Source organism: Pseudomonas sp. (assembly GCF_030684895.1).
Lineage (GTDB): Bacteria > Pseudomonadota > Gammaproteobacteria > Pseudomonadales > Pseudomonadaceae > Aquipseudomonas.
In genome coordinates, this window is record NZ_JAUXXP010000054.1 from 126,860 (window position 1) to 146,886 (window position 20,027).

The window sequence follows — 20,027 nt, forward strand, 5'->3', positions numbered from 1 at the left end:
TGGTGGCAGTATGTAGGGGATGTGTATAAAATATTTTTATACTGTTTTTTGATTTGTTTTTAAGCGAGTGGAATGGGTTAGATGATCGACTTGAATGTTAGGGGTGATAGTAAAAATAATTCGATGCTGTTGGGTTTCATTCTTTCATTCGGGTTTGTCGGTGAATGGGTTGGCATATATGGCTGGCTGCTCTGTATGTTAGCATTCGTATACGTCATTTTTTTTGCTAGGAACGATTTGTGCGTTCATCGTTCGGGGTCGTTACTTTGCTTATTCATACTAACCATTATAGTCTGGTATTTAGTTTCTCTTTTTTATTCAAGTAGTGATTTTAAATATGATGTATATAAGTCTCTGGCTGTTTCGTTCTATTTTCTTATGGTCCTTTTTTTGGCGCTTTGCTACACGAAACTTTCAAGGCGTGCTCTGATACTTGGTTTTTTATACCCGCTTGTCTTGCTGGGTGGGGTTGTTGCAGTAATTGGGTTGGTTAAATTTTTTTTGCTGGAGAACGGTTTCCTTATAGGTGTTTTGTTAGATAAGTTTTGGTCTCAAGGTTATCCTTCAGGTACCGCACTGCGTTCAGATTATAATATGAATTCGCTGCTATTATTGGTGGCTAGCATCGCTTGCGTTAGATTGTACTTTTATAAATCAAGCTCTTGGGTTTTTGCTTTTCTAGTCTTTATGCTCAGTGCAGGGCTTCTGTCTGGTTCGCGGCGGTTTATGCTTATGGCGATGTTGATTCCAGTTTACTGGATGGCTCTCATTTGGATTGAGCGCGGGAGATCTTCGGGTCGAATGCTTTCTTCGTTTGGAATTTTGTTATTGGTTGGCATCTTCACATATGCCCTTGTGGGTTTTGTGTCGAGTGCGGAAAAATTTAAACAAGTAAGAGCAGGGGAGGCATGGCAAGTTTTATCAGTGCAAGGCTTTAAGTTAAGGAGTGTTGAGTTATCTGCTGAGGATTCCCTTGTTCTCAAAGAGCCTTGGCGCACATATCCGGAAGTGTTGGCAAATACTATGTCAGCTCAAGAGCAGTATGGTTTTGAAAGCCGTATAGTTCGTTGGGTTTTTGCATGGGATTTAATAAAGGATGCTATTTGGTTTGGTAGCGGTTTTTCCTATCATGAAAAATTTTCTTGTAAATTTGTGGCGTGCAAGCATGTGGATTATCCCCACTCTCCTATTTTAAGCGCGTGGCTTGCTGGTGGAGTTGGACTGTTCTTTTTAGTTTGTGTCTTTTACTCTTTGCTTGGAATGCTACCTGTCTGGCGCTGGTATGTTGGGCTTAAATTTGCTGTTACGCCTATTGTCTTGATGATAGTGCCCTTTTCACTTTTGTCAGGCGATACGCTTTTTTCAATTCCCGCTTTTGTGGGGAGTTCTTTCATCGCTCTCCTTGTGATTCTCCATAAAAGTTGACTTTGGTAGGTGAGGTGGGAGTATGTTTAAGCGTTTTTTCGATGTGCTGGTTTCTTTTGTAACTCTTCTATTGCTGCTTCCTGTGTTTGTTTTTTTAATGATATTGGTTAGGGTGTTTTTGGGGGAGCCAATTTTTTTTCGACAAGTAAGACCAGGGCTTTCTGGTCGGCTGTTTCAAATGATTAAGTTCCGCTCCATGCGTGATATTTTCGATGCCGATGGGAAACCATTGTCAGATGGTGATCGAATGACAAAGTTGGGAAGTTTTTTGCGTACGAGTAGTTTAGACGAGCTGCCGGGGCTGTGGAACGTGCTTAAAGGCGACATGAGTCTGGTCGGGCCGAGGCCATTGTTGGTGGAATATCTCCCTCTCTACGACGAGCGCCAGAACCGCCGACATGAAGTGCGCCCCGGTATTACCGGCTGGGCTCAGGTCAACGGCCGCAATTCCCTGAGCTGGGAGGAAAAGTTCGAACTTGATGTTTGGTATGTGGACAATCGCTCGTTTTGGTTGGATATAAAGATTCTGCTGCTTACGGTCAAAAAGGTACTGTTACGTGATGGCATCAGCGCCGAAGGCGAGGTGACCATGCCTAAGTTCACGGGGAGCAAGAAGTGAGACGTTTGGCCATCCTGGGTGCCAGCGGGCATGGCAAGGTTGTGGCCGACACGGCCGAGGTCTGTGGCTGGCAATCGGTTGTGTTTTTCGATGATGCCTGGCCGGCGAAAGCGCGAAATGGGGCATGGCCAGTAGAGGGGAGCACCGCAGACCTGCTGACGCGCTTGGCGGACTTCGATGCTGTTCTGGTTGCGATTGGTGACAATCGCATTCGACTGGAAAAGCTGGCGATATTAAAAGCTGCCGAAGCTCGTTTCGCTCGCCTGGTACACCCTGCGGCGACGGTCAGCCGACACGCTGTCATTGAAGACGCTACGGTGATATTCGCGGGGGTCGTAGTCAATGCCTTTGCCACAGTGGGCATAGGTTGCATCCTGAATACTGGATGCAGTGTCGATCATGACTGTGTCCTCGAAGCTGGCGTCCATGTCAGCCCGGGCGCTCACCTGGCGGGTGGGGTGCGGGTAGGACAGGCTAGCTGGATTGGTATTGGGGCGTGTGTGCGGCAATCCCAATATATTGGTGCACGAGTTACGGTCGGCGCTGGTGCGGTGGTTGTGACCGATGTTGCCGATGGCGTTACTGTAACCGGTGTGCCTGCCCGGGCCATATAGCGTTCCCTGTACAATGCTGCGCAAAGCTTTTAATCATACTTAAACGTTTTTATCTGGGATTCTATTGTGCTGAATACACCCTTTTCTCCCTGGCCGTCTTTTACCGAAGAAGAGGCGAGTGCTGTTCGGGACGTGCTTTTATCCAATAAGGTCAATTATTGGACAGGGCAGGAGTGTCGGGAGTTTGAGCGTGAGTTCGCCGCATGGGCCGAGACCGAGCATGCAGTGGCGCTAGCGAATGGAACGGTCGCGCTGGACCTGGCGTTGAAGGCGCTCGGGGTTGGCGAGGGCGATGAGGTTATTGTTGCGTCGCGAACATTCCTCGCCTCCGCGTCGTCAATTGTCAACGCCGGGGCAGTGCCGGTATTTGCAGATGTCGACCCCGACTCCCAGGTGATCACCGCTGAATCGATTACTGCGGTCTTGACCCCCCGTACGCGAGCGATCATTTGTGTTCATCTGGCTGGCTGGCCCTGCGACATGGATCCGATCATGGCGTTGGCGAAAGAGCGCCAGCTGTTCGTCATTGAGGACTGTGCACAGGCACACGGTGCGCTCTACAAGGGGCGTCCTGTCGGCTCGATTGGCCACATCGGTGCCTGGTCCTTCTGTCAGGACAAGATCATGACAACGGGTGGGGAGGGTGGCATGGTGACCACCAATGACACCGAGCTCTGGTCAAGGATGTGGTCGTTCAAGGATCATGGGAAATCCTGGGAAGCGGTGTATGAGCGCGAGCACGCCCCCGGTTTCCGCTGGCTGCATGAAAGCTTTGGCACCAACTGGCGCATGCTTGAGGTCCAGGCGGTAATCGGGCGCATCCAGTTGAAGCGCATGCAGGCGTGGCAGTCTGCACGTATCGAGAATGCCAATCGCATCTGGCAACGAGCTCGTTTGTTGAGCGCCCTGCGTGTTCCGGTAATACCTGAGTACATTCGCCATGCAGCCTATAAATGCTATGTGTTCGTCGAGCCGTCTAGGCTCAAGCCGGATTGGAGTCGAGATCGTATTCAGGCCGAAATATCGGCGCACGGGGTTCCATGTTATTCGGGGTCTTGTTCCGAGGTTTATTTGGAGAAGGCATTCGACACTACCGAATGGCGGCCTGCACAACGCTTACCCATCGCCAAAGATCTGGGCGAAACCAGTTTGATGTTCCTAGTCCACCCGACGCTTGAACAGCGAGAAATTGAGCAGGCCTGTGATGTTCTCGCCGAAGTGATGACGTTGGCAACGGTTTGCCAGTGATGTGGTGTGTATCGATAAGGACATCGCTGTGTTGAGGACGATTGATCGGTTGCGCGAACGGTTGTTGGGGCTGCCGCGGCAAACTAAACGCGCGCTGCAAGTCTTTTCCGATGTCCTCCTGCTATGGGCGGCCCTTTGGGTGGCCTTTGTCATTCGCCTGAGCAGTTTTCAGCAGATCAACCCGCTGGGCGAATACCTGTGGTTGTTTGTCGCTGCCCCGGCCACTGCTATCCCTCTTTTCATCCGCTTCGGCTTGTACCGTGCGGTCCTACGCTATTTTGGTAGCGCCGCGCTGGTGACGATCTTCAACGCCGTCAGCCTGTCAGCGTTGCTTCTGGCTGTGGTGATATACCTGATTCGGCCCGATGAGTTGATGCCCCGCTCGGTCGTGTTTATCTACTGGGCTGTGTCGTTGTTGCTGGTGGGCGGCCTTCGCCTGCTGATGCGGCAGTATTTTATCGGTGAGCTGTTTCCTCTTCGTATACGGGCCGATGAGCAGGGGCTGCAACGTGTCGCCATCTATGGTGCCGGTGCGGCCGGCAATCAGTTGCTGACCGCTTTACGCATGGGTAAACGCATGCTCCCGGTGGCGTTCATCGATGACGACGATAGCATTGCCAATCGCGTCATCGATGGGGTGAAAGTCTACAAATCCAGGCACATCCAGCAGATGATCGAGGATACGAGCGCCCAGGAGGTATTGCTGGCGATTCCGTCGACATCGCGTTCCCGTCGCAGGGAAATCCTCAACTCGTTAGAACCTTTTCCGGTGCATGTCAGGACGATCCCCGGCTTCATGGACCTTGCTAGTGGGCGGGTCAGTGTCAGCGACTTGCAGGAAGTCGACATCGCCGACCTGCTCGGGCGGGATGCTGTGCCACCGCAGACGTCGTTATTCGAGCGCTGTATTCGCGGCCAGGTGGTAATAGTGACTGGGGCGGGAGGGTCGATTGGTTCCGAGCTGTGCCGTCAGATCGTGTCGACGGGGCCAACCACGCTGCTGCTGTTCGAACACAGCGAGTACAACCTGTACAGCATTCACAGCGAGCTGGAGCAGCGTGTTCGTCGTGATTCGCTGCCTGTGCGGTTGGTGCCGATTTTGGGATCAATCCGAAATCCTGAGCGTTTGTTTGATGTGATGCGCACCTGGAGCGTCAATACGGTCTATCACGCGGCGGCCTACAAGCACGTTCCCATGGTTGAGCACAATATTGCCGAAGGTGTGCTGAATAATGTGTTGGGCACAACATTCACCGCTCAAGCGGCGGTGAAGGCGGGCGTTGAGCATTTTGTGCTTATTTCTACTGACAAGGCGGTGCGTCCGACCAATGTGATGGGCAGCACCAAGCGTTTAGCCGAAATGGTGTTGCAGGCGTTGAGTGCTGAGCAGGCGCCTGTGTTGCTGGATGACGAGGGTGTTCACCAGGTCAATAAAACACGGTTCACCATGGTGCGTTTCGGTAATGTTTTAGGCTCTTCAGGTTCGGTTATCCCGTTGTTTCATGAGCAGATCCGTAAAGGCGGGCCTGTTACGGTCACTCATCCGAATATCACCCGCTATTTTATGACCATCCCGGAAGCGGCTCAGCTAGTAATTCAGGCTGGGGCCATGGGGCAGGGCGGCGATGTATTTGTGTTGGATATGGGGCAACCGGTGAAAATTGCCGAGCTGGCCGAGAAAATGATTCATTTGAGTGGCTTGAGTATTCGCTCCGAGAAAAATTTACAGGGTGATATAGCGATTGAGTTTTCTGGCTTGCGCCCTGGCGAGAAGCTCTACGAGGAGCTGTTGATCGGTGATAACGTCAGCCCGACGGAGCATCCGATGATCATGCGCGCCAATGAAGAGCATCTGCCATGGGAGCAGTTCAAGGTGCGCTTGAGCGAGTTGCTGGATGCTGTTGAACGTGATGACTATGAGCGTGTGCGCCAGTTGTTGCGTGAGACGGTTAGCGGCTACAAGCCAGAAGGCGAGATTGTTGACTGGATACATCTGAAGCGTCGGCTGGAACCGTAGTGTCATGCCGTAAGGTTTGGTTGAGCGCTGGGTAGGTTGGTGTTGATCCATTCAGTGATGCATAGAGTTATTTGACAAGTTCACGGCAGCAGCTAGTTTTCAGATCGTGGAGAAGGAAGTCCCACGCTCTGACAAAAACTAACGAAGGGAATCTCGTATGCTAAAAGCCAAACTGTCTTCTCTGCTGTTCGCTGTTCTTGCTTCCATGTCCTTGGCGGTTGCCGCCGCTGAAACAAAGACCCAGCCAGTCCCTGTTGTTAACACAGCTGAAGTGGCTCCTGTTGGTAAGATCAATCTCAATACGGCTGATGTTGCCACTCTGCAACGGGAGTTGTTGGGGGTTGGTGCGGTCAAAGCACAGGCGATTGTTGCTTATCGTGATGAGCACGGCGACTTTGCTTCGGTGGATGAGTTGCTAGAAGTCAAGGGTATTGGCGCAGCAACGCTGGAGAAGAATCGCGACAAGTTGAGTATTAACTGACGCGCTCAGTTGTTTTAATTTAGGCCGGTTATTAACCGGCCTTTTTGCTTTCTGCGGATGGTGTTTTTAAGCCCTCTGCGCGGTATGCAGTAAATAATAGGTTTGAGGAAGTTTATGTTCTGGGCAGCTGTTGCGGCAGATGGCGTGGTGGTTGTGCATCTGCTGTTTATTCTATTTGCGGTGTTGGGCGGAATACTGGTGTGGCGTTGGCGCGGGTTGGTCTGGTTGCATGTGCCGGCGGCCTTGTGGGGTGTGTTGGTGGAGTTGATGCATTGGCCCTGCCCGCTGACGCCACTGGAGTACAGCCTACGTGTGGCTGCGGGGCAGGCGGGCTATAGCGGAGGTTTTGTTGAGCACTATTTGCTGCCGATCATCTACCCGGCTGGGTTGACGCCGCAGATTCAGATTGGCTTGGGGCTGTTCGTCCTGCTGCTTAATGGCCTGGTTTATGGCGTGTTGCTGTGGCAGCGCTGGCGGCGGCCGTGAGTTGAGCTTAGGCCGCCTTATTCAGATGGATGATGGTATGCAGGCAAGATAATTTCCCCGGCTACACTGGCCCCATCAATCACAGCATCACAAGGCAGCTTTCCTATGCAAAATCGCATGATGATCACCGGTGCGGGTTCGGGTTTGGGGCGTGAGATTGCCCTGCGTTGGGCGCGTGATGGCTGGCAGTTGGCGCTGTCGGATGTCAACGAGCCGGGCCTGGTGGAAACCCTGCAGATGGTTCGTGAGGCGGGTGGTGATGGTTTCACCCAACGCTGCGACGTGCGTGATTACAGCCAGCTGACGGCGTTTGCCCAGGCCTGTGAGGAGAAGCTCGGCGGCATTGATGTGATCGTCAATAACGCCGGCGTTGCCTCTGGTGGTTTCTTCAGTGAACTGTCGCTGGAGGATTGGGATTGGCAGATCGCGATCAACCTGATGGGCGTGGTCAAGGGCTGCAAGGCCTTCCTGCCATTGCTGGAAAAGAGCAAAGGCAAGATCGTCAATATCGCTTCTATGGCGGCCTTGATGCAGGGCCCGGCGATGAGCAACTACAACGTGGCCAAGGCCGGCGTTGTGGCACTGTCGGAAAGCCTGCTGATCGAATTGAAGCTGCATAAGGTCAGCGTGCACGTGGTGTGCCCGTCGTTCTTCCAGACCAATCTGCTGGACTCCTTCCGCGGCCCGACACCGGCGATGAAGGCGCAAGTTGGCAAGCTGCTGGAAAGCTCACCGATCAGCGCGGCGGATATTGCCGACTACATCTACCAGGAAATCGGCAAAGGCGAATTTATGATTCTGCCCCACGAGCAGGGCCGCATGGCCTGGGCGTTGAAGCAGAAGAACCCGCAGCTGCTGTACAACGAGATGACCAGCATGGCCGACAAGATGCGTGCGCCGCGCGCCAAGTGACAGGGTGTGGCGACCTGAATTAGTTGATTTAAAGGTCAACTTAATCGCCGTTCGGGGTTGTCTGCGATGAGCGTGCGTTCTAAGGTTTGCGGTCATGTCGGCATGGCCGCGAAACTGATGGATTTACTGTGAAACCTTTCCCGCGGGCCATGCTGTTGCTGGCCCTGATCCTGGCCGCAATCAACTTGCGGCCCGGTATCACCTCCCTGGCACCGCTGATCGAGCGGATTGCCGAAGAACTGGCCTTGAGCCGCAGCCTGATTAGCCTCACCACTGCGTTGCCTGTGTTGTGCATGGGCTTGTTGGCGCCTTTTGCGCCGCGTTTGGCGATGCGTCTGGGGCTCGAACGCACTATCGCCTTGTGCATGGCGGTCATCGCGGTGGCGCTGTTGCTGCGTGCGGTGGGGCATACCAGTGCAATTTTGATTGGTAGTGCGGTGCTGCTGGGCGCGGCCATCGCGGTTGCCGGGCCATTGCTGTCTGGCTTTATCAAGCGACACTTTGCCGGGCGTATGGGCAGCGTGGTGGGCTGGTACTCGCTGAGCATGGCGATTGGTGGCGCCGGTGGTGCGGTGCTCACCATCCCGGCCACGCAGAGGCTGGGTAATGACTGGACCTATGGTCTGGCCATTTGGGCGCTGCCGGCAGTCGTTGGGCTAGTGCTATGGCTGTGTCTGCCTAACCGGGTCGAAGCCGAGAGTGAGGAGGGTGGCATGGGCCTGCCCTGGCGGCAGCCGCGTGCCTGGTTGATCAGTGCATTCTTTGCCATTCAGGCCGGTTTGTTTTATGCCCTCGCCACCTGGGCTGTGGCGCGCTATCACGAAGCGGGCTTGAGCCTGATGCACAGCAACAGCCTGTTCAGTGTGTCGATGCTGATGGGCCTGCCCAGCTCATTTCTGTTGCCCTGGTTGGCGCAGCGCTTCAAGAACCGCTACGTGCTGCTGGTGGGCTGCGGGCTGTTGTCGTCGATCAGTCTGGCGATGATCACCTTTCAGCCTGCCGTGCTGCCTGAACTGTGGGCGGTGACCATTGGTTTTGGCTTGGGCGGCTCCTTCGCCTTGTCGCTGGTCTTGCCGTTGTACGAGGCGGGCTCGCCGCTGGCGGTCAGCCGCTGGACGGCGATGATGCTGTGCATGGGTTACAGCATCGCCTGTCTGACCCCGGTGTTGACCGGCTTGGCGCGCGATCTGGCGGGTAACTATCAGTTGCCGTTTATGGTGCTCACCGGGCTTGCGGTGCTGATGACGCTGCTGGCCTGGATGATGCGCCGCGGACCGAAGCGCACGCACAGCTGACGCTTATTTGGCAGCAGTTCCTTCCTTGGCCTGGACGGCTGTGATAGAAGGCAGCCTTGATTTGCTGGAGTGCCTGCGTGGAGTCCGAATCCATCGTTTATGGTTGCATCCGTGACTGGCCGTCGAACAGTCCGGCGGAGAGCCGTCTGCGTCGTGAAATCAATCGGCAGGTGCTCGATGAGCTGCCAGCGGGCGACGCCTGGAGCTTTCTTGGCCGGGAGATGTTTGCCTGTTGCGAGCAGCCGGGTGACGGCCTGTACCAGACCCAGGTGATCCACTTCGGCGCCAGCTACCGCACGGTGGAGTATGAGTGGAGTCTGTGGATCAAACAGTTCGAGGCGCTGCTCAAGCGCCTGTACTGGGCCAGCGCGGTGGTGCATCTGGAAACCGAGCTGAACGGTACGCACACCTTTCGCTGGGAGTCGGATGGCGGCTTCCACAGCCCGCAGGAAGGTGAGTTGCGCGTGCGCTGCGCCTGGGAGCGTGAGGGCGGCCTACGCGGGTAGGTTGGGTTGAGACGCGCAGCGACGAAGCCCAACGAACATGCCGCCTTGTTGGGCTTGCTGCGCTCAGCACCAACCTACGAGGATGAGGTTACCCTGCGGCGTTTATTCCTCCAGCGCATCCAGCCACTCTTGCGGCACATCGCGCTTGAGCGCCAGCTGGCACTGCTGGCTCTCCGCATCAAACACAATCACTGCCTGGCCTTTGCTCAATGCGTGGCGTACCCGTTCGATACGGGTAGCCAGTGGGGTTTCGTCGCCATTGTCGGTGCCATCGCGGGTGACGAAGTCTTCGATCAGGCGGGTCAGGGTTTCAGCTTCAAGCAGGTGATAAGGAATCAGCACGGTAAGGCCTCCAGAGCGCAGCGCGGATGCTAGCAGGCCGTTGAAAAATTACCTACGTTGGCAATACTGCGTTAAAAACGACCTCGGAATGCTCATGTACAACTCGTACACTCCGCTTCCTCGGCCGTTTTTGCCTTGTCTTGCCTGCCTCGCCTACATTTTTCAACGGCCTGCTAACGCGCGCAGCCCTGGCTGGCCATGTTTGCTGCGCCGTTACTGCGCAGGCGGTTCAGCCGGCTGCAGGTAGGCTTCCAGGGTGCTGTACAGCTTGGCGCTGTCCAGGGGTTTGCCGAGGAAGTCATTCATCCCGGATTCGACCCCATGTTGGCGGTGCTCATCGAGAATATGCGCGGTCAGGGCAATGATCGGCACAGCCGGCAGGTTGTGTTGACGTTCCAGGCGGCGGATCTGTCGGGTGGCTTCGAAGCCATCCATCTCCGGCATTTCGCAGTCCATCAGGATCAGCTGCGTGGCGCTTGGGTCGCGCTGGTATTCATTGAGGGCGGCCAGGCCGTTGGTCACCAGGCGTACGTTGTAGCCGCGCTTTTTCAGAAAACCCTGCACCACCAGCTGATTCACCGGGTTGTCTTCGGCCACCAGGATGCAGGGTGTGCTGCTGGTGTCGTGGTAGGTTTTTGGCAGCGGTTTGATTTCTACAGCGCGCGGCTCTTCATAGAGCTCGAGCAGTGCACTGCGCAGCGCATTGATCGCCAGCGGTTGCGGCAGGCCGAGCAAGCGCAGGCCGACGGAGCTGGGCAGTTGCTGGCATTGCTCCGGCGCACAGAGCAGCAGCACGCGTTGTCCGGGTTGCAGCAGCGGGCGCAGTGAGTCCAGCCAATGCTGGATACTGCCCGGCCACGGCGCCATCAGCACCAGCAGCGGCGGGGCGGCGAAGTCTTCCAGGTAGCCGAGCAGGGTTTCCGGGTTCTGGCAGCGCTCGGTGCGCATGCCCCAGCGCCCGAGCAGGCGGCTCAGGGCATCCAGGCCGAGGCCGTCGAGGGAGGTGAGCAGGGCGGTGCGGCCCTTGAGCAGTTCGTGCAACGGGTCGGCCGGCAGGGCGTCATCACTTTGTGGCATATCAAAAGCGAAGCGCGTGCCCTGGCCTGGGGTGCTCTGCACTTCGATGCGCCCGCCCATCATTTCCACCAGCTCCTTGCTGATCGCCAGGCCCAGGCCGCTGCCGCCATAGCGGCGGGTGGTGCTGGAATCGCCCTGAGCGAAGGACTCGAACAGCTGGGTCAGGGCCTTGTCACTGATGCCGATACCGCTGTCGCTGATGGCAAACACCAGGTGCGGTTTTCCCTGGGAATCATTGCGCCGACAGACATTCAGCGCCACGTGGCCTTCGGCGGTGAATTTCAGGGCATTGCTGAGCAAGTTCATCAGCACCTGCTTGAGCCGGGTTGGGTCGCCGGTTGTGCGCCGTGGCACACCACTTTCCAGGCTGACGTAGAGGCGCAGGCGCTTGTCCAGAGCCTGCCCGGTGAACAGGCTGAGGGTGTCGGAAATCAGCTCTTCCAGGTCGAACTCGATATGTTCCAGGCTGAGCTTGCCGGATTCGATGCGCGCGTAATCGAGGATGTCGTTGATCACCGCCATCAGCGAGCTGCCGGAGCTGGAAATGGTGTCGACGTAGAAGCGCTGGCTGCGGTCCAGCGCGGTTTCCTTGAGCAACTGCAGCATGCCCAGCACCCCGTTGAGCGGGGTGCGGATCTCGTGGCTCATCTTGGCCAGAAAGCGGCTCTTGGCCAGGTTCTCGATTTCCGCTTGTTCGGCGGCGCGGCGCGACTGGAAACCTTCTTCCTTGAGCATATTGATGCGGTCGGCCAGGCCGATGGACAGGGTGATCAGTTCCACGGTAACGCCAACCTTCACCACGGCCGCGCCATACAAGCCAAACAGCTCGATACCCAGTGAGCCCGAGGTGGCGATGATGAACGAGGCCAGCAGGATGCCCCAGGCCAGGATGTAATAGGAGCCGTAGCGCAGCCCCTTGCGCCACACATAGGCGCCGCTGAGCAGCAGTACCAGCGACACCGCCAGCACAGTCAGGCTGGCCAGGATATTCCAGGCCTGCAGGCCGATCAGCGGCACCGACACCAGGCAGCCGCCCACCAGCAGCATAAATAGACGCAGGCCCAGGTCCAGGCGCGGGAAATGCTGCGCGGTATGCAGGAAGTGGCGGCTGAACTGGGTGGCTGTCAGGCAGTGGATGTACATCAGGATATAGATGCTCACCGACTGCAGGCCGATGTGCTCGGGCAGCAGCTTGAACAGCATGCCGTCGAAGCTGGCGGCGAACAGGCCCATATTCAGGTTGTACACCAGGTACCAGAAGTAGGCCGACTCGCGCAGCGAGATAAACAGAAACAGGTTGTAGCAGAACATCGCAAACAGCACGCCATAGAACGCGCCGTTGATGCCCATCAGGTTTTCCTGGGCAGCGGCGCTGGCCTGGTAGGTGCTGAAGAACAGCGGAATAAAGATCGTGCTGGTGGTCTCGACTCTTACCAGTAGGGTGCTTTCGCCAGGTGCCAACTCAAGCGGGAACCAGAAGTTGCGCACCTGTACCGGGCGCTGCGAGAAGGCGTAGCGGTCACCGCTTTCTTGCATCAGCCACTGGCCGTCGGCGCTGCTCAGAAATACCTGCAGGTGATCAAGCAGTGGGTAGTTGACCTCTAGGTAGCCGGCCAGATTCTGCGCCAGGCTGTTGTTCAGCCGTACCTTGAACCACCAGACCGACTCATTCTTGCCGAGGTTGGCGTGTTCGCCCAAGACTGCTGTAAAACGCTCATCGCTCAGGGCGCTGACCTGCTCGACGCTCAGTTTTCCCTGCGGGTCTTCCAGGTAGGCCATGGACGGGCCGAGTGACAGGCGCAGGTCGGTGTTGTCCAGCGTCGCAGGCAACAGCGCCCACGCTGGCCCACACAGCCAGAACAGCAGCACCGCCAGCCAAATCCGAGGCATTCACCGACCTCAATATTATTATTTGAGGCCTGATCCGGCCTCGCGTCATGCCGTCACTTTGCCCGGATGCGCGCGGCCCTTCAAGCGTCCTGATCGCGGGGGCGCAGCAGGCTGTCGACAGTGGGCACGCGGGTATCACTTTCCATCTGCGCGTCATGCTCCAGTTGGTGGCTGAAGCGCTCTAGCGAGCCCTGTGCCGGCTGGGCGTCACTGGCAAATACCGGTGGGCTGAGCAGGTAGGCGGCGAGCAGGCGGCTAAGGGAGTTGAGACTGTCGATATGCGTGCGTTCATAGCCGTGGGTGGCATCGCAGCCGAAGGCCAGCAGGGCGGTACGGATATCGTGGCCGGCGGTGACTGCCGATTGCGCATCGCTGTGGTAATAGCGGAACAGGTCGCGGCGCACCGGGATTTCATTTTCGCTGGCCAGGCGCAGTAGTTGGCGCGACAGGTGATAGTCATAGGGACCGCCGGAGTCCTGCATCGCCACGCTGACGGTGTGTTCGCTGGACTGCTGGCCCGGGGCGACCGGGGCGATGTCGATGCCGACGAACTCGCTGACATCCCAGGGCAGGGCGGCGGCAGCGCCGGAGCCGACTTCCTCGGTGATGGTAAACAGCGGGTGGCAGTCTATTTCTGGCTCCAGGCCGCTTTCCTGGATGGCCTTGAGCGCGGTGAGCAGGGCGGCGACGCCCGCTTTGTCGTCCAGATGGCGGGCGCTGATATGGCCACTTTCGGTAAACTCCGGCAGCGGATCGAAGGCGACGAAATCGCCCACCGAGATGCCCAGCGACTCGCAGTCGGCGCGGGTGCTGCAGTAAGCATCCAAGCGCAGTTCGACGTGGTCCCAGCTGATCGGCAGCTGATCCACGGCGGTGTTGAAGGCGTGCCCTGAGGCCATCAGCGGCAGTACGCTGCCGCGAATCACGCCGTGATCGGTAAACACGCTGACACGGCTGCCCTCGGCGAAACGGCTCGACCAGCAGCCGACTGCGGCCAGGCCCAGGCGGCCGTTGTCCTGCAGTTCGCGGACGATCGCGCCAATGGTATCCAAGTGCGCCGAAACCGCGCGGTCCGGGCTGCTTTGCTTGCCCTTGAGAGTGCCGCGAATGGTGCCGCGGCGGGTCATCTCGAAGGGAATACCGATCTCCTCCAGGCGCTCGGCGACGTAACGCACGATGGTGTCGGTAAAGCCGGTGGGGCTGGGAATGGCGAGCATTTCCAGCAGCACCTTTTGCAGATAGACGAGGTCGGGTTCGGGGAGTTGCTGCATGGTGTCTCCTTGCGAAAAGTGTCTGAGTGGCCACCTGGTCGGCTAGCTACGCGGTTCTTGCTTCCCGGACTGCGCTGCGCTTGTCCGGGCTACGGTGAGCTGTAGCCCGGACAAGCCTTGGCGCAATCCGGGAACAGGCAGCGCGGCGCTGGTTCAATCCACCTGGCTAAGCGGAAACAGCAGGTCGATAAAGCGCTCGGCCGTGGGTTGCGGCTGGTGGTTGGCCAGGCCGGCGCGCTCGTTGGCTTCGATAAACACGTACTCGGGCTGATCGGCTGCGGGCACCAACAGGTCGAGGCCGACCACCGGAATATCCAGGGCGCGGGCGGCTTTTACCGCGGCATCGGCCAGCACCGGGTGGAGAATCTCGGTGACGTCCTCCAGACTGCCGCCGGTGTGCAGATTGGCTGTCTTGCGCACGGCCAGGCGCTGGCCGGCCGGCAGCACGCTGCTGTAGTCGACGCCGGCGGTGTGCAGGGTGCGCAGGGTTTCGGCGTCTTTGGGGATGCGGCTCTCGCCCTCGGTGGCAGCCTGCCGGCGGCGGCTCTGGGCGTCGATCAGCTCGCCGATGCTGTGCTGGCCATCGCCGATTACCTCGGCCGGGCGGCGAATGGCGGCGGCGACCACGGCAAAGCCGATCACCAGAATGCGCAGGTCATGGCCTGGGTGAAAGCTTTCCAGCAGCACACGGCTGTCGAAGGCGCTGGCGCGCTCAATGGCGTCCTGCACGTCCAGCGGGGTGCGCAGGTCCACCGCCACGCCCTGGCCTTGTTCGCCATCCACCGGCTTGACCACCAGGCTGCCGTGCTCGGCGAGAAAGGCGGCGTTGTCCTCGGCGTTGCCGGCCAGGCGTTGGGCTGGCAGGTGCAAACCGGCGTTGGCCAGGGCGCGGTGGGTCAGGCGCTTGTCCTGGCAGAGGGTCATGCTTACGGCGCTGGTCAGGTCGCTCAGCGATTCCCGGCAGCGGATGCGTCGACCGCCGTGGCTGAGGGTGAACAGCCCAGCGTCGGCATCGTCGACCTGCACGTCGATACCGCGGCGCAGCGCTTCATCGACGATGATCCGCGCATAGGGATTCATCGGAGTATGCGGGCCAGGGCCGAGGAACAGTGCTTCGTTGATGCCGTTCTTGCGCTTGATGCTAAAGGTCTGCAGCGCGCGAAAGCCCAGCTTGGCGTACAGCTCCTTGGCCTGTTGATTGTCATGCAGTACGGACAGGTCCAGGTGACTCAGGCCGCGGCTCATAAAGTGTTCGACCAGGTGGCGCACCAGCACTTCGCCGACGCCCGGCCGGCTGCAGCGCGGATCGACCGCCAGACACCACAGGCTGCTGCCGTGGTCCGGGTCCTGGTAGGCCTTGTGGTGGTTAAGGCCCATAACGCTGCCGATTACCGCGCCGCTGTCCTCATCCTCGGCCAGCCAATACACCGGCCCGCCCAGGTGGCGCGGGGTAAGTTTGCCGGGCTCGATCGGCAGCATGCCGCGCAGTTGATACAGGGTGTTGATCGCCTGCCAGTCCTCGGCATTCTGCGCGCGGCGTACCCGGTAACCGCGAAAGCCCCGGCGCGCTGGGCGGTAGTCGGTAAACCACAGACGCAGCGTATCGGAGGGATCGAGAAACAGCTGCTGCGGGGCCTGCGCGAGCACCTGGTGCGGCGCGGCCACATACAGGGCGATATCACGCTCGCCGTGCTGCTCGGTCAGCAGGTCGCTGGCCAGGGCGGCTGCATCCGGGTAGGTATGACCGAGCAGCAGGCGGCCCCAGCCGCAGTGCACGGCTTGCGGTTCGCTGGGCGGGGCATTGTGATCCTCGGCCAGGCGCGCCTGCAGGCGCTCGTAGGAGGGTGCTTGGCCGCGCAGCAGGCGTTGGTTAAAGGCAGTGGCACGCATGGGATAGTCCTTTGCTCATTCGCTTGGCCTGGGTTGTGCCAGGTTGTGGGTTTGAGCCGCGACACCCCCGGATTGCATCCGGGCTACGGCGGTGTTGCCGAGGTCTACAGGCCGTGTTCGTTCAGCCACAGATTCAGCGCCGCGAGCTGCCACAGCTTGGAGCCGCGCAGGGGCGTCAGCTGGCCGTGCGGGTCACTCAACAGGCGATCCAGCATGGCCGGGTTGAACAGGCCGCGATCCTGACTGGGATCGAGCAGCAGATCGCGTACCCAGCCCAGAGTTGCACCTTGCAGATGCTTGAGGCCGGGCACCGGGAAATAACCCTTGGGCCGGTCGATCACTGCGCTGGGGATTACCTGGCGCGCGGCTTCCTTGAGCACATGCTTGCCGCCATCGGGCAGCTTGAAGCGCCCTGGGATACGCGCCGAAAGCTCGGCCAGGCGGTAGTCGAGGAAGGGCGTGCGCGCCTCCAGGCCCCACGCCATGGTCATGTTGTCGACCCGTTTGACCGGGTCATCGACCAGCATCACCGTGCTGTCCAGGCGCAGCGCCTTGTCCACCGCCGCCACGGCGCCAGGCTGGGCGAAATGCTCACGGACGAAGTCGCCGGCCATGTCGCCGGTCAGCCAGGCGGGCTGCACGCAGGCGGCGTACTCGGCGTAATCACGGTCGAAGAACGCCGCGCGGTAAGCGCCGAAGGCATCTTCGGCGGCGTCCACCTGCGGGTACCAGTGGTAGCCGGCGAACAGCTCATCGGCGCCCTGGCCGCTCTGCACCACTTTGCAGTGCTTGGCCACCTCGCGTGACAGCAGGTAGAAAGCGATGCAGTCGTGGCTGACCATCGGCTCGCTCATGGCGCGAAAGGCCGCGGGCAGCTGTTCGAGAATTTCGTGCTCGCCGATGCGCAACTGATGGTGACGGGTGGCAAAGTGCTCGGCGATTAGGTCGGAATACTGAAACTCGTCGCCGCGCTCGCCGCCGGCATCCTGAAAGCCTATGGAGAAGGTCGAGAGGTTTTCCACCCCGGCTTCACGCAGCAGGCCGACCAGCAGGCTCGAATCGACGCCGCCGGATAGCAGCACGCCGACATCCACGGCGGCGCGCTGGCGGATCGACACCGCCTCACGCATGCCGTCGAGCACGCGCTCGCGCCATTCGTCCAAGCCGAAGGCGATTTCCTCGCGCTGCGGGCCGAAGGTCAGGCTCCACCAAGTCTGCTGTTCACAGTTGCCCTGGGCGTCGATGCGCATCCAGCTGGCCGGGGGCAGTTTTTCCACGCCAGCCAGCAGGGTGCGCGGCGCGGGCACTACGGCGTGGAAGTTCAGGTAGTGGTTGAGGGCGACGGGGTCGAGGGTCTTGCCGATATCGCCACCGGCCATCAGTGCGGGCAGGCTGGAGGCAAAACGCAGGCGCTCGCCGGTGCGTGACACATACAGCGGCTTGACCCCGAGGCGGTCGCGGGCGATGAACAGCTGCTGGCTGTCGCGCTCCCAGATGGCGAAGGCGAACATGCCATTGAGCTTGGGCAGCAGGTCGGTGCCCCAGGCGTGGTAGCCCTTGAGCAGTACTTCGCTGTCGCCATCTGAGAAGAAACGATAGCCGAGGGCTTTTAGCTCCTCGCGCAGTTCCGGGTAGTTGTAGATGGCGCCGTTAAACACCAGCGTCAGGCCCAGATCGCTGTCGATCATCGGCTGACCGGACGCTTCGGCCAGGTCCATGATCTTCAGGCGGCGATGGCCGAGGGCTAGCGGTCCCTGACTGAAGAAGCCGTGGGCATCGGGGCCGCGGGCGGCCATGTGGTGGGTGATTCGCTCGACTGCAGCCAGGTCGGCCGGTCGTTGATCAAAACGTAGTTCTCCAGCGATTGCGCACATAATTCCTTACCGGTATTGCCGTTGGGGAGTGGTTCGGGGCTGCCGAACCTTTTACACCAAAACAAAATAATGCTTTCATGTCAAAGTTTTATATCGAATTTAAAGGCATATATGGCTGATAAAAAGGTTTCTACTGAAATAGATTTGTCATCTGTTTCGGCCTTCGAGCTGCCGCTGTTTCAGGCCTTGCGGCGTTTACAGCAGGCCGGTGAGGTGCATGCCAAACGCCTCGGCCGCTTTGGTGGGTTGACGCCGATGCAGCTGCTGATTCTGCAGGTGCTGGCGGGGGAGAAACGTCTGACGGCCAGTGACCTCAGTGGCCGGGTCAGCCTGACGGCTGCGACCCTGTCCGGCATGCTCGACCGGCTGGAGGAAAAGGGCCTGCTGCAACGCCAGCGCGACGATCAGGATCGGCGCCGCCAGTGGCTGCTGCTCAGCGAGCAGGGCCGCACGCTGCTGCAACAGGCGCCGAGCCTGCTGCCGCCAGAGTTTGTCGCGCGCTTTGCCGATCTGGACGAGTGGGAGCGCCACAGCCTGACTGCCGCGCTGTTACGCGCGGCGCAGTTGTGTGGGGAGATGGAGTAGAGCCGCCGCGCCGGGAGTGGCGCGGGGTCGAGCGAGCAGTTAGCGCTGGGCGCTGAGCTTGGGCTGCTTGTACAGATCGATCAGCACCTGATCGAGAATCGACGAGGCGCCCCACGGGCGTGGGTCGTTGAGGATGGCCACCACGGCCCAGCTATTGCCGTTGCTGTCGCGGCTGAAACCGGCGATGGCGCGCACATTGTTCAGCGTGCCGGTCTTGATCCGCGCCTCGCCCACCAGCGGGGTGCGGTGCAGACGTTTGCGCATGGTGCCGTCCATCGCCACCAGCGGCAGCGAGGCCATAAATTCGGCGGCGTAGGGGCTCTTCCAAGCGGCCTGCAATAGGGTGGCCATTTCCCGCGCGCTGACGCGCTCGGCGCGTGACAAACCGGAGCCGTTCTCCATCACCAGGTGCGGCGCGGTAATGCCTTTACGCGCCAGCCAGCTGCGGATCACCCGCTGTGCGGCCTTGCTGTCGTCCTGGTCGGCGGAGTTGCGAAACTGCGCGCCGAGGCTCAGGAACAGCTGCCGGGCCATGGTGTTGTTACTGTATTTGTTGATATCGCGGATGATCTCGGTCAGGTCCGGCGAGTAGGCGCGGGCCAGCAGCCGGGCTTTCTCCGGCACCGGGGCGAGGCGGTCCTTGCCCATGATGCTGCCGCCCAGTTCCTGCCAGATGGCGCGGATGGCGCCGGCGGCGTAACTCGGGTGATCAAGCAGCGACAGGTAGGTCTGCGAGCTGCAGCCTTCGGCCAACTGGCCGCTGACAATCACCGTGGTGCCGTCGAACTCGGTTACCGGGTTGTAGCGCACATCTGGCCAGCCCGGGCATTTGGCAGCGGGTAGGGCTTTGACGCGGTTGTCGATACGGATATTGGCAATCGGCGGTTCGGCGGCGATATGCACCTTGCCACCCTCGGTTCGAGCGATAAACCGCAGTGCCTTAAGGTTGACCAGCAGCGAGTCGGGGGCCACCAGGAATGGCTTGTTGGCGTCGCCGCCGTCGTCATTGAAGCTGGGCAGCTGCGGCTGCACGAAGTGGCTGCGGTCGAGCACCAGATCGCCGTTGACCTGCAGTACGCCGTTGGCACGCAGATCGCGCATCATCAGCCAGAGCTTTTCCATGTTCAGCTTGGGGTCGCCGCCGCCCTTGAGGTACAGGTTGCCGTTGAGTACGCCATTCTTCAGTTGGCCGTCGGTGAAAAATTCGGTTTTCCACTGATGGGTCGGGCCCAGCAGCTCAAGCGCGGCGTAGGTGGTGACCAGCTTCATGGTGGAGGCCGGGTTGACCGATATATCGGCATTGAAAAAGGTGCTGCTGCCGGGGCCGTTGAGCGGCACGGTGACCACGGACAGCGACTGGCTGCTGATCTTGTTGGCTTTCAGCGATTGCTCAACCTTGCTCGATAAGCCGCTCGTGGCGGCGGCCAGCGGCAGGCAAACAGGCAGCAGTAGGCCGGCGATGGCCAGTTGGCGTAGGGTTTTGATCATGGGCGCT

At 59.2% G+C, this 20,027-nt stretch carries 17 protein-coding genes; 11 read left to right on the top strand and 6 right to left on the bottom strand.

The features are described 5' to 3' along the window. Positions 1 to 81 precede the first annotated feature (81 nt). From Q8M42_RS12475 to Q8M42_RS12520, 10 genes are all read left to right on the top strand, one after another. Entirely contained in the window at positions 82 to 1,425 is a 1,344-nt protein-coding gene (locus Q8M42_RS12475) for an O-antigen ligase family protein (protein WP_304862779.1), read from the top strand. A 22-nt stretch (positions 1,426 to 1,447) separates the two neighbouring features. Further along, on the top strand, positions 1,448 to 2,044 hold the full coding sequence (locus Q8M42_RS12480; RefSeq protein WP_304862782.1) for a sugar transferase: 597 nt from the start codon (positions 1,448 to 1,450) through the stop codon (positions 2,042 to 2,044). After that, positions 2,041 to 2,658 carry an acetyltransferase gene (locus tag Q8M42_RS12485; RefSeq protein ID WP_304862785.1) on the top strand — a complete coding sequence of 206 codons (618 nt, stop codon included), beginning with the start codon at positions 2,041 to 2,043 and terminating at the stop codon, positions 2,656 to 2,658. Before Q8M42_RS12480 ends, Q8M42_RS12485 begins: the two co-directional genes overlap by 4 nt. 66 nt (positions 2,659 to 2,724) lie before the next feature. After that, positions 2,725 to 3,906 (top strand): DegT/DnrJ/EryC1/StrS aminotransferase family protein, encoded by a 1,182-nt coding sequence (locus Q8M42_RS12490; protein ID WP_304862787.1) that lies wholly within the window; start codon positions 2,725 to 2,727, stop codon positions 3,904 to 3,906. 40 nt (positions 3,907 to 3,946) lie between these two features. After that, positions 3,947 to 5,923, top strand: coding sequence for a nucleoside-diphosphate sugar epimerase/dehydratase (locus tag Q8M42_RS12495; RefSeq protein WP_304863030.1), 1,977 nt, complete (start codon positions 3,947 to 3,949; stop codon positions 5,921 to 5,923). 157 nt (positions 5,924 to 6,080) lie between these two features. Next, on the top strand, positions 6,081 to 6,404 hold the full coding sequence (locus Q8M42_RS12500) for a helix-hairpin-helix domain-containing protein (protein WP_304862789.1): 324 nt from the start codon (positions 6,081 to 6,083) through the stop codon (positions 6,402 to 6,404). Between the two features lie 114 nt (positions 6,405 to 6,518). Then, on the top strand, positions 6,519 to 6,890 hold the full coding sequence (locus Q8M42_RS12505) for a DUF2784 domain-containing protein (protein ID WP_304862791.1): 372 nt from the start codon (positions 6,519 to 6,521) through the stop codon (positions 6,888 to 6,890). A gap of 105 nt (positions 6,891 to 6,995) precedes the next feature. Next, entirely contained in the window at positions 6,996 to 7,802 is an 807-nt protein-coding gene (locus Q8M42_RS12510) for an SDR family oxidoreductase (RefSeq protein WP_304862793.1), read from the top strand. A 128-nt stretch (positions 7,803 to 7,930) separates the two neighbouring features. Continuing rightward, complete coding sequence (locus tag Q8M42_RS12515; RefSeq protein ID WP_304862795.1) at positions 7,931 to 9,097, top strand: CynX/NimT family MFS transporter; 1,167 nt, start codon at positions 7,931 to 7,933, stop codon at positions 9,095 to 9,097. Positions 9,098 to 9,174: 77 nt separating this feature from the next. After that, positions 9,175 to 9,603, top strand: a complete 429-nt coding sequence (locus Q8M42_RS12520; protein WP_304862797.1) for a hypothetical protein — start codon at positions 9,175 to 9,177, stop codon at positions 9,601 to 9,603. Between the two features lie 102 nt (positions 9,604 to 9,705). On the opposite strand, the gene Q8M42_RS12525 is transcribed toward Q8M42_RS12520, so the two are convergent. The 5 genes from Q8M42_RS12525 to Q8M42_RS12545 form a co-directional block, all read right to left on the bottom strand. After that, a complete protein-coding gene (locus tag Q8M42_RS12525) occupies positions 9,706 to 9,945 on the bottom strand; it encodes a YheU family protein (protein ID WP_304862799.1) in 240 nt (79 codons plus the stop codon). A gap of 213 nt (positions 9,946 to 10,158) precedes the next feature. Continuing rightward, positions 10,159 to 12,912: a hybrid sensor histidine kinase/response regulator gene (locus tag Q8M42_RS12530; protein WP_304862802.1), complete on the bottom strand. Its 2,754-nt coding sequence runs from the start codon at positions 12,910 to 12,912 to the stop codon at positions 10,159 to 10,161. A gap of 80 nt (positions 12,913 to 12,992) precedes the next feature. Continuing rightward, on the bottom strand, positions 12,993 to 14,183 hold the full coding sequence (locus tag Q8M42_RS12535) for an osmoprotectant NAGGN system M42 family peptidase (protein WP_304862804.1): 1,191 nt from the start codon (positions 14,181 to 14,183) through the stop codon (positions 12,993 to 12,995). A gap of 153 nt (positions 14,184 to 14,336) precedes the next feature. Next, complete coding sequence (gene ngg, locus Q8M42_RS12540; protein ID WP_304862806.1) at positions 14,337 to 16,073, bottom strand: N-acetylglutaminylglutamine synthetase; 1,737 nt, start codon at positions 16,071 to 16,073, stop codon at positions 14,337 to 14,339. 104 nt (positions 16,074 to 16,177) lie between these two features. Continuing rightward, positions 16,178 to 17,947: an N-acetylglutaminylglutamine amidotransferase gene (locus Q8M42_RS12545; RefSeq protein ID WP_304862808.1), complete on the bottom strand. Its 1,770-nt coding sequence runs from the start codon at positions 17,945 to 17,947 to the stop codon at positions 16,178 to 16,180. 111 nt (positions 17,948 to 18,058) lie between these two features. Between Q8M42_RS12545 and Q8M42_RS12550 the strand changes: the two genes are divergently transcribed. Beyond that, on the top strand, positions 18,059 to 18,532 hold the full coding sequence (locus Q8M42_RS12550; RefSeq protein WP_304862810.1) for a MarR family winged helix-turn-helix transcriptional regulator: 474 nt from the start codon (positions 18,059 to 18,061) through the stop codon (positions 18,530 to 18,532). 39 nt (positions 18,533 to 18,571) lie between these two features. Here Q8M42_RS12550 and dacB read toward each other — a convergent pair whose 3' ends face one another. After that, complete coding sequence (gene dacB, locus Q8M42_RS12555) at positions 18,572 to 20,020, bottom strand: D-alanyl-D-alanine carboxypeptidase/D-alanyl-D-alanine-endopeptidase (protein ID WP_304862812.1); 1,449 nt, start codon at positions 20,018 to 20,020, stop codon at positions 18,572 to 18,574. Positions 20,021 to 20,027: the final 7 nt, after the last annotated feature.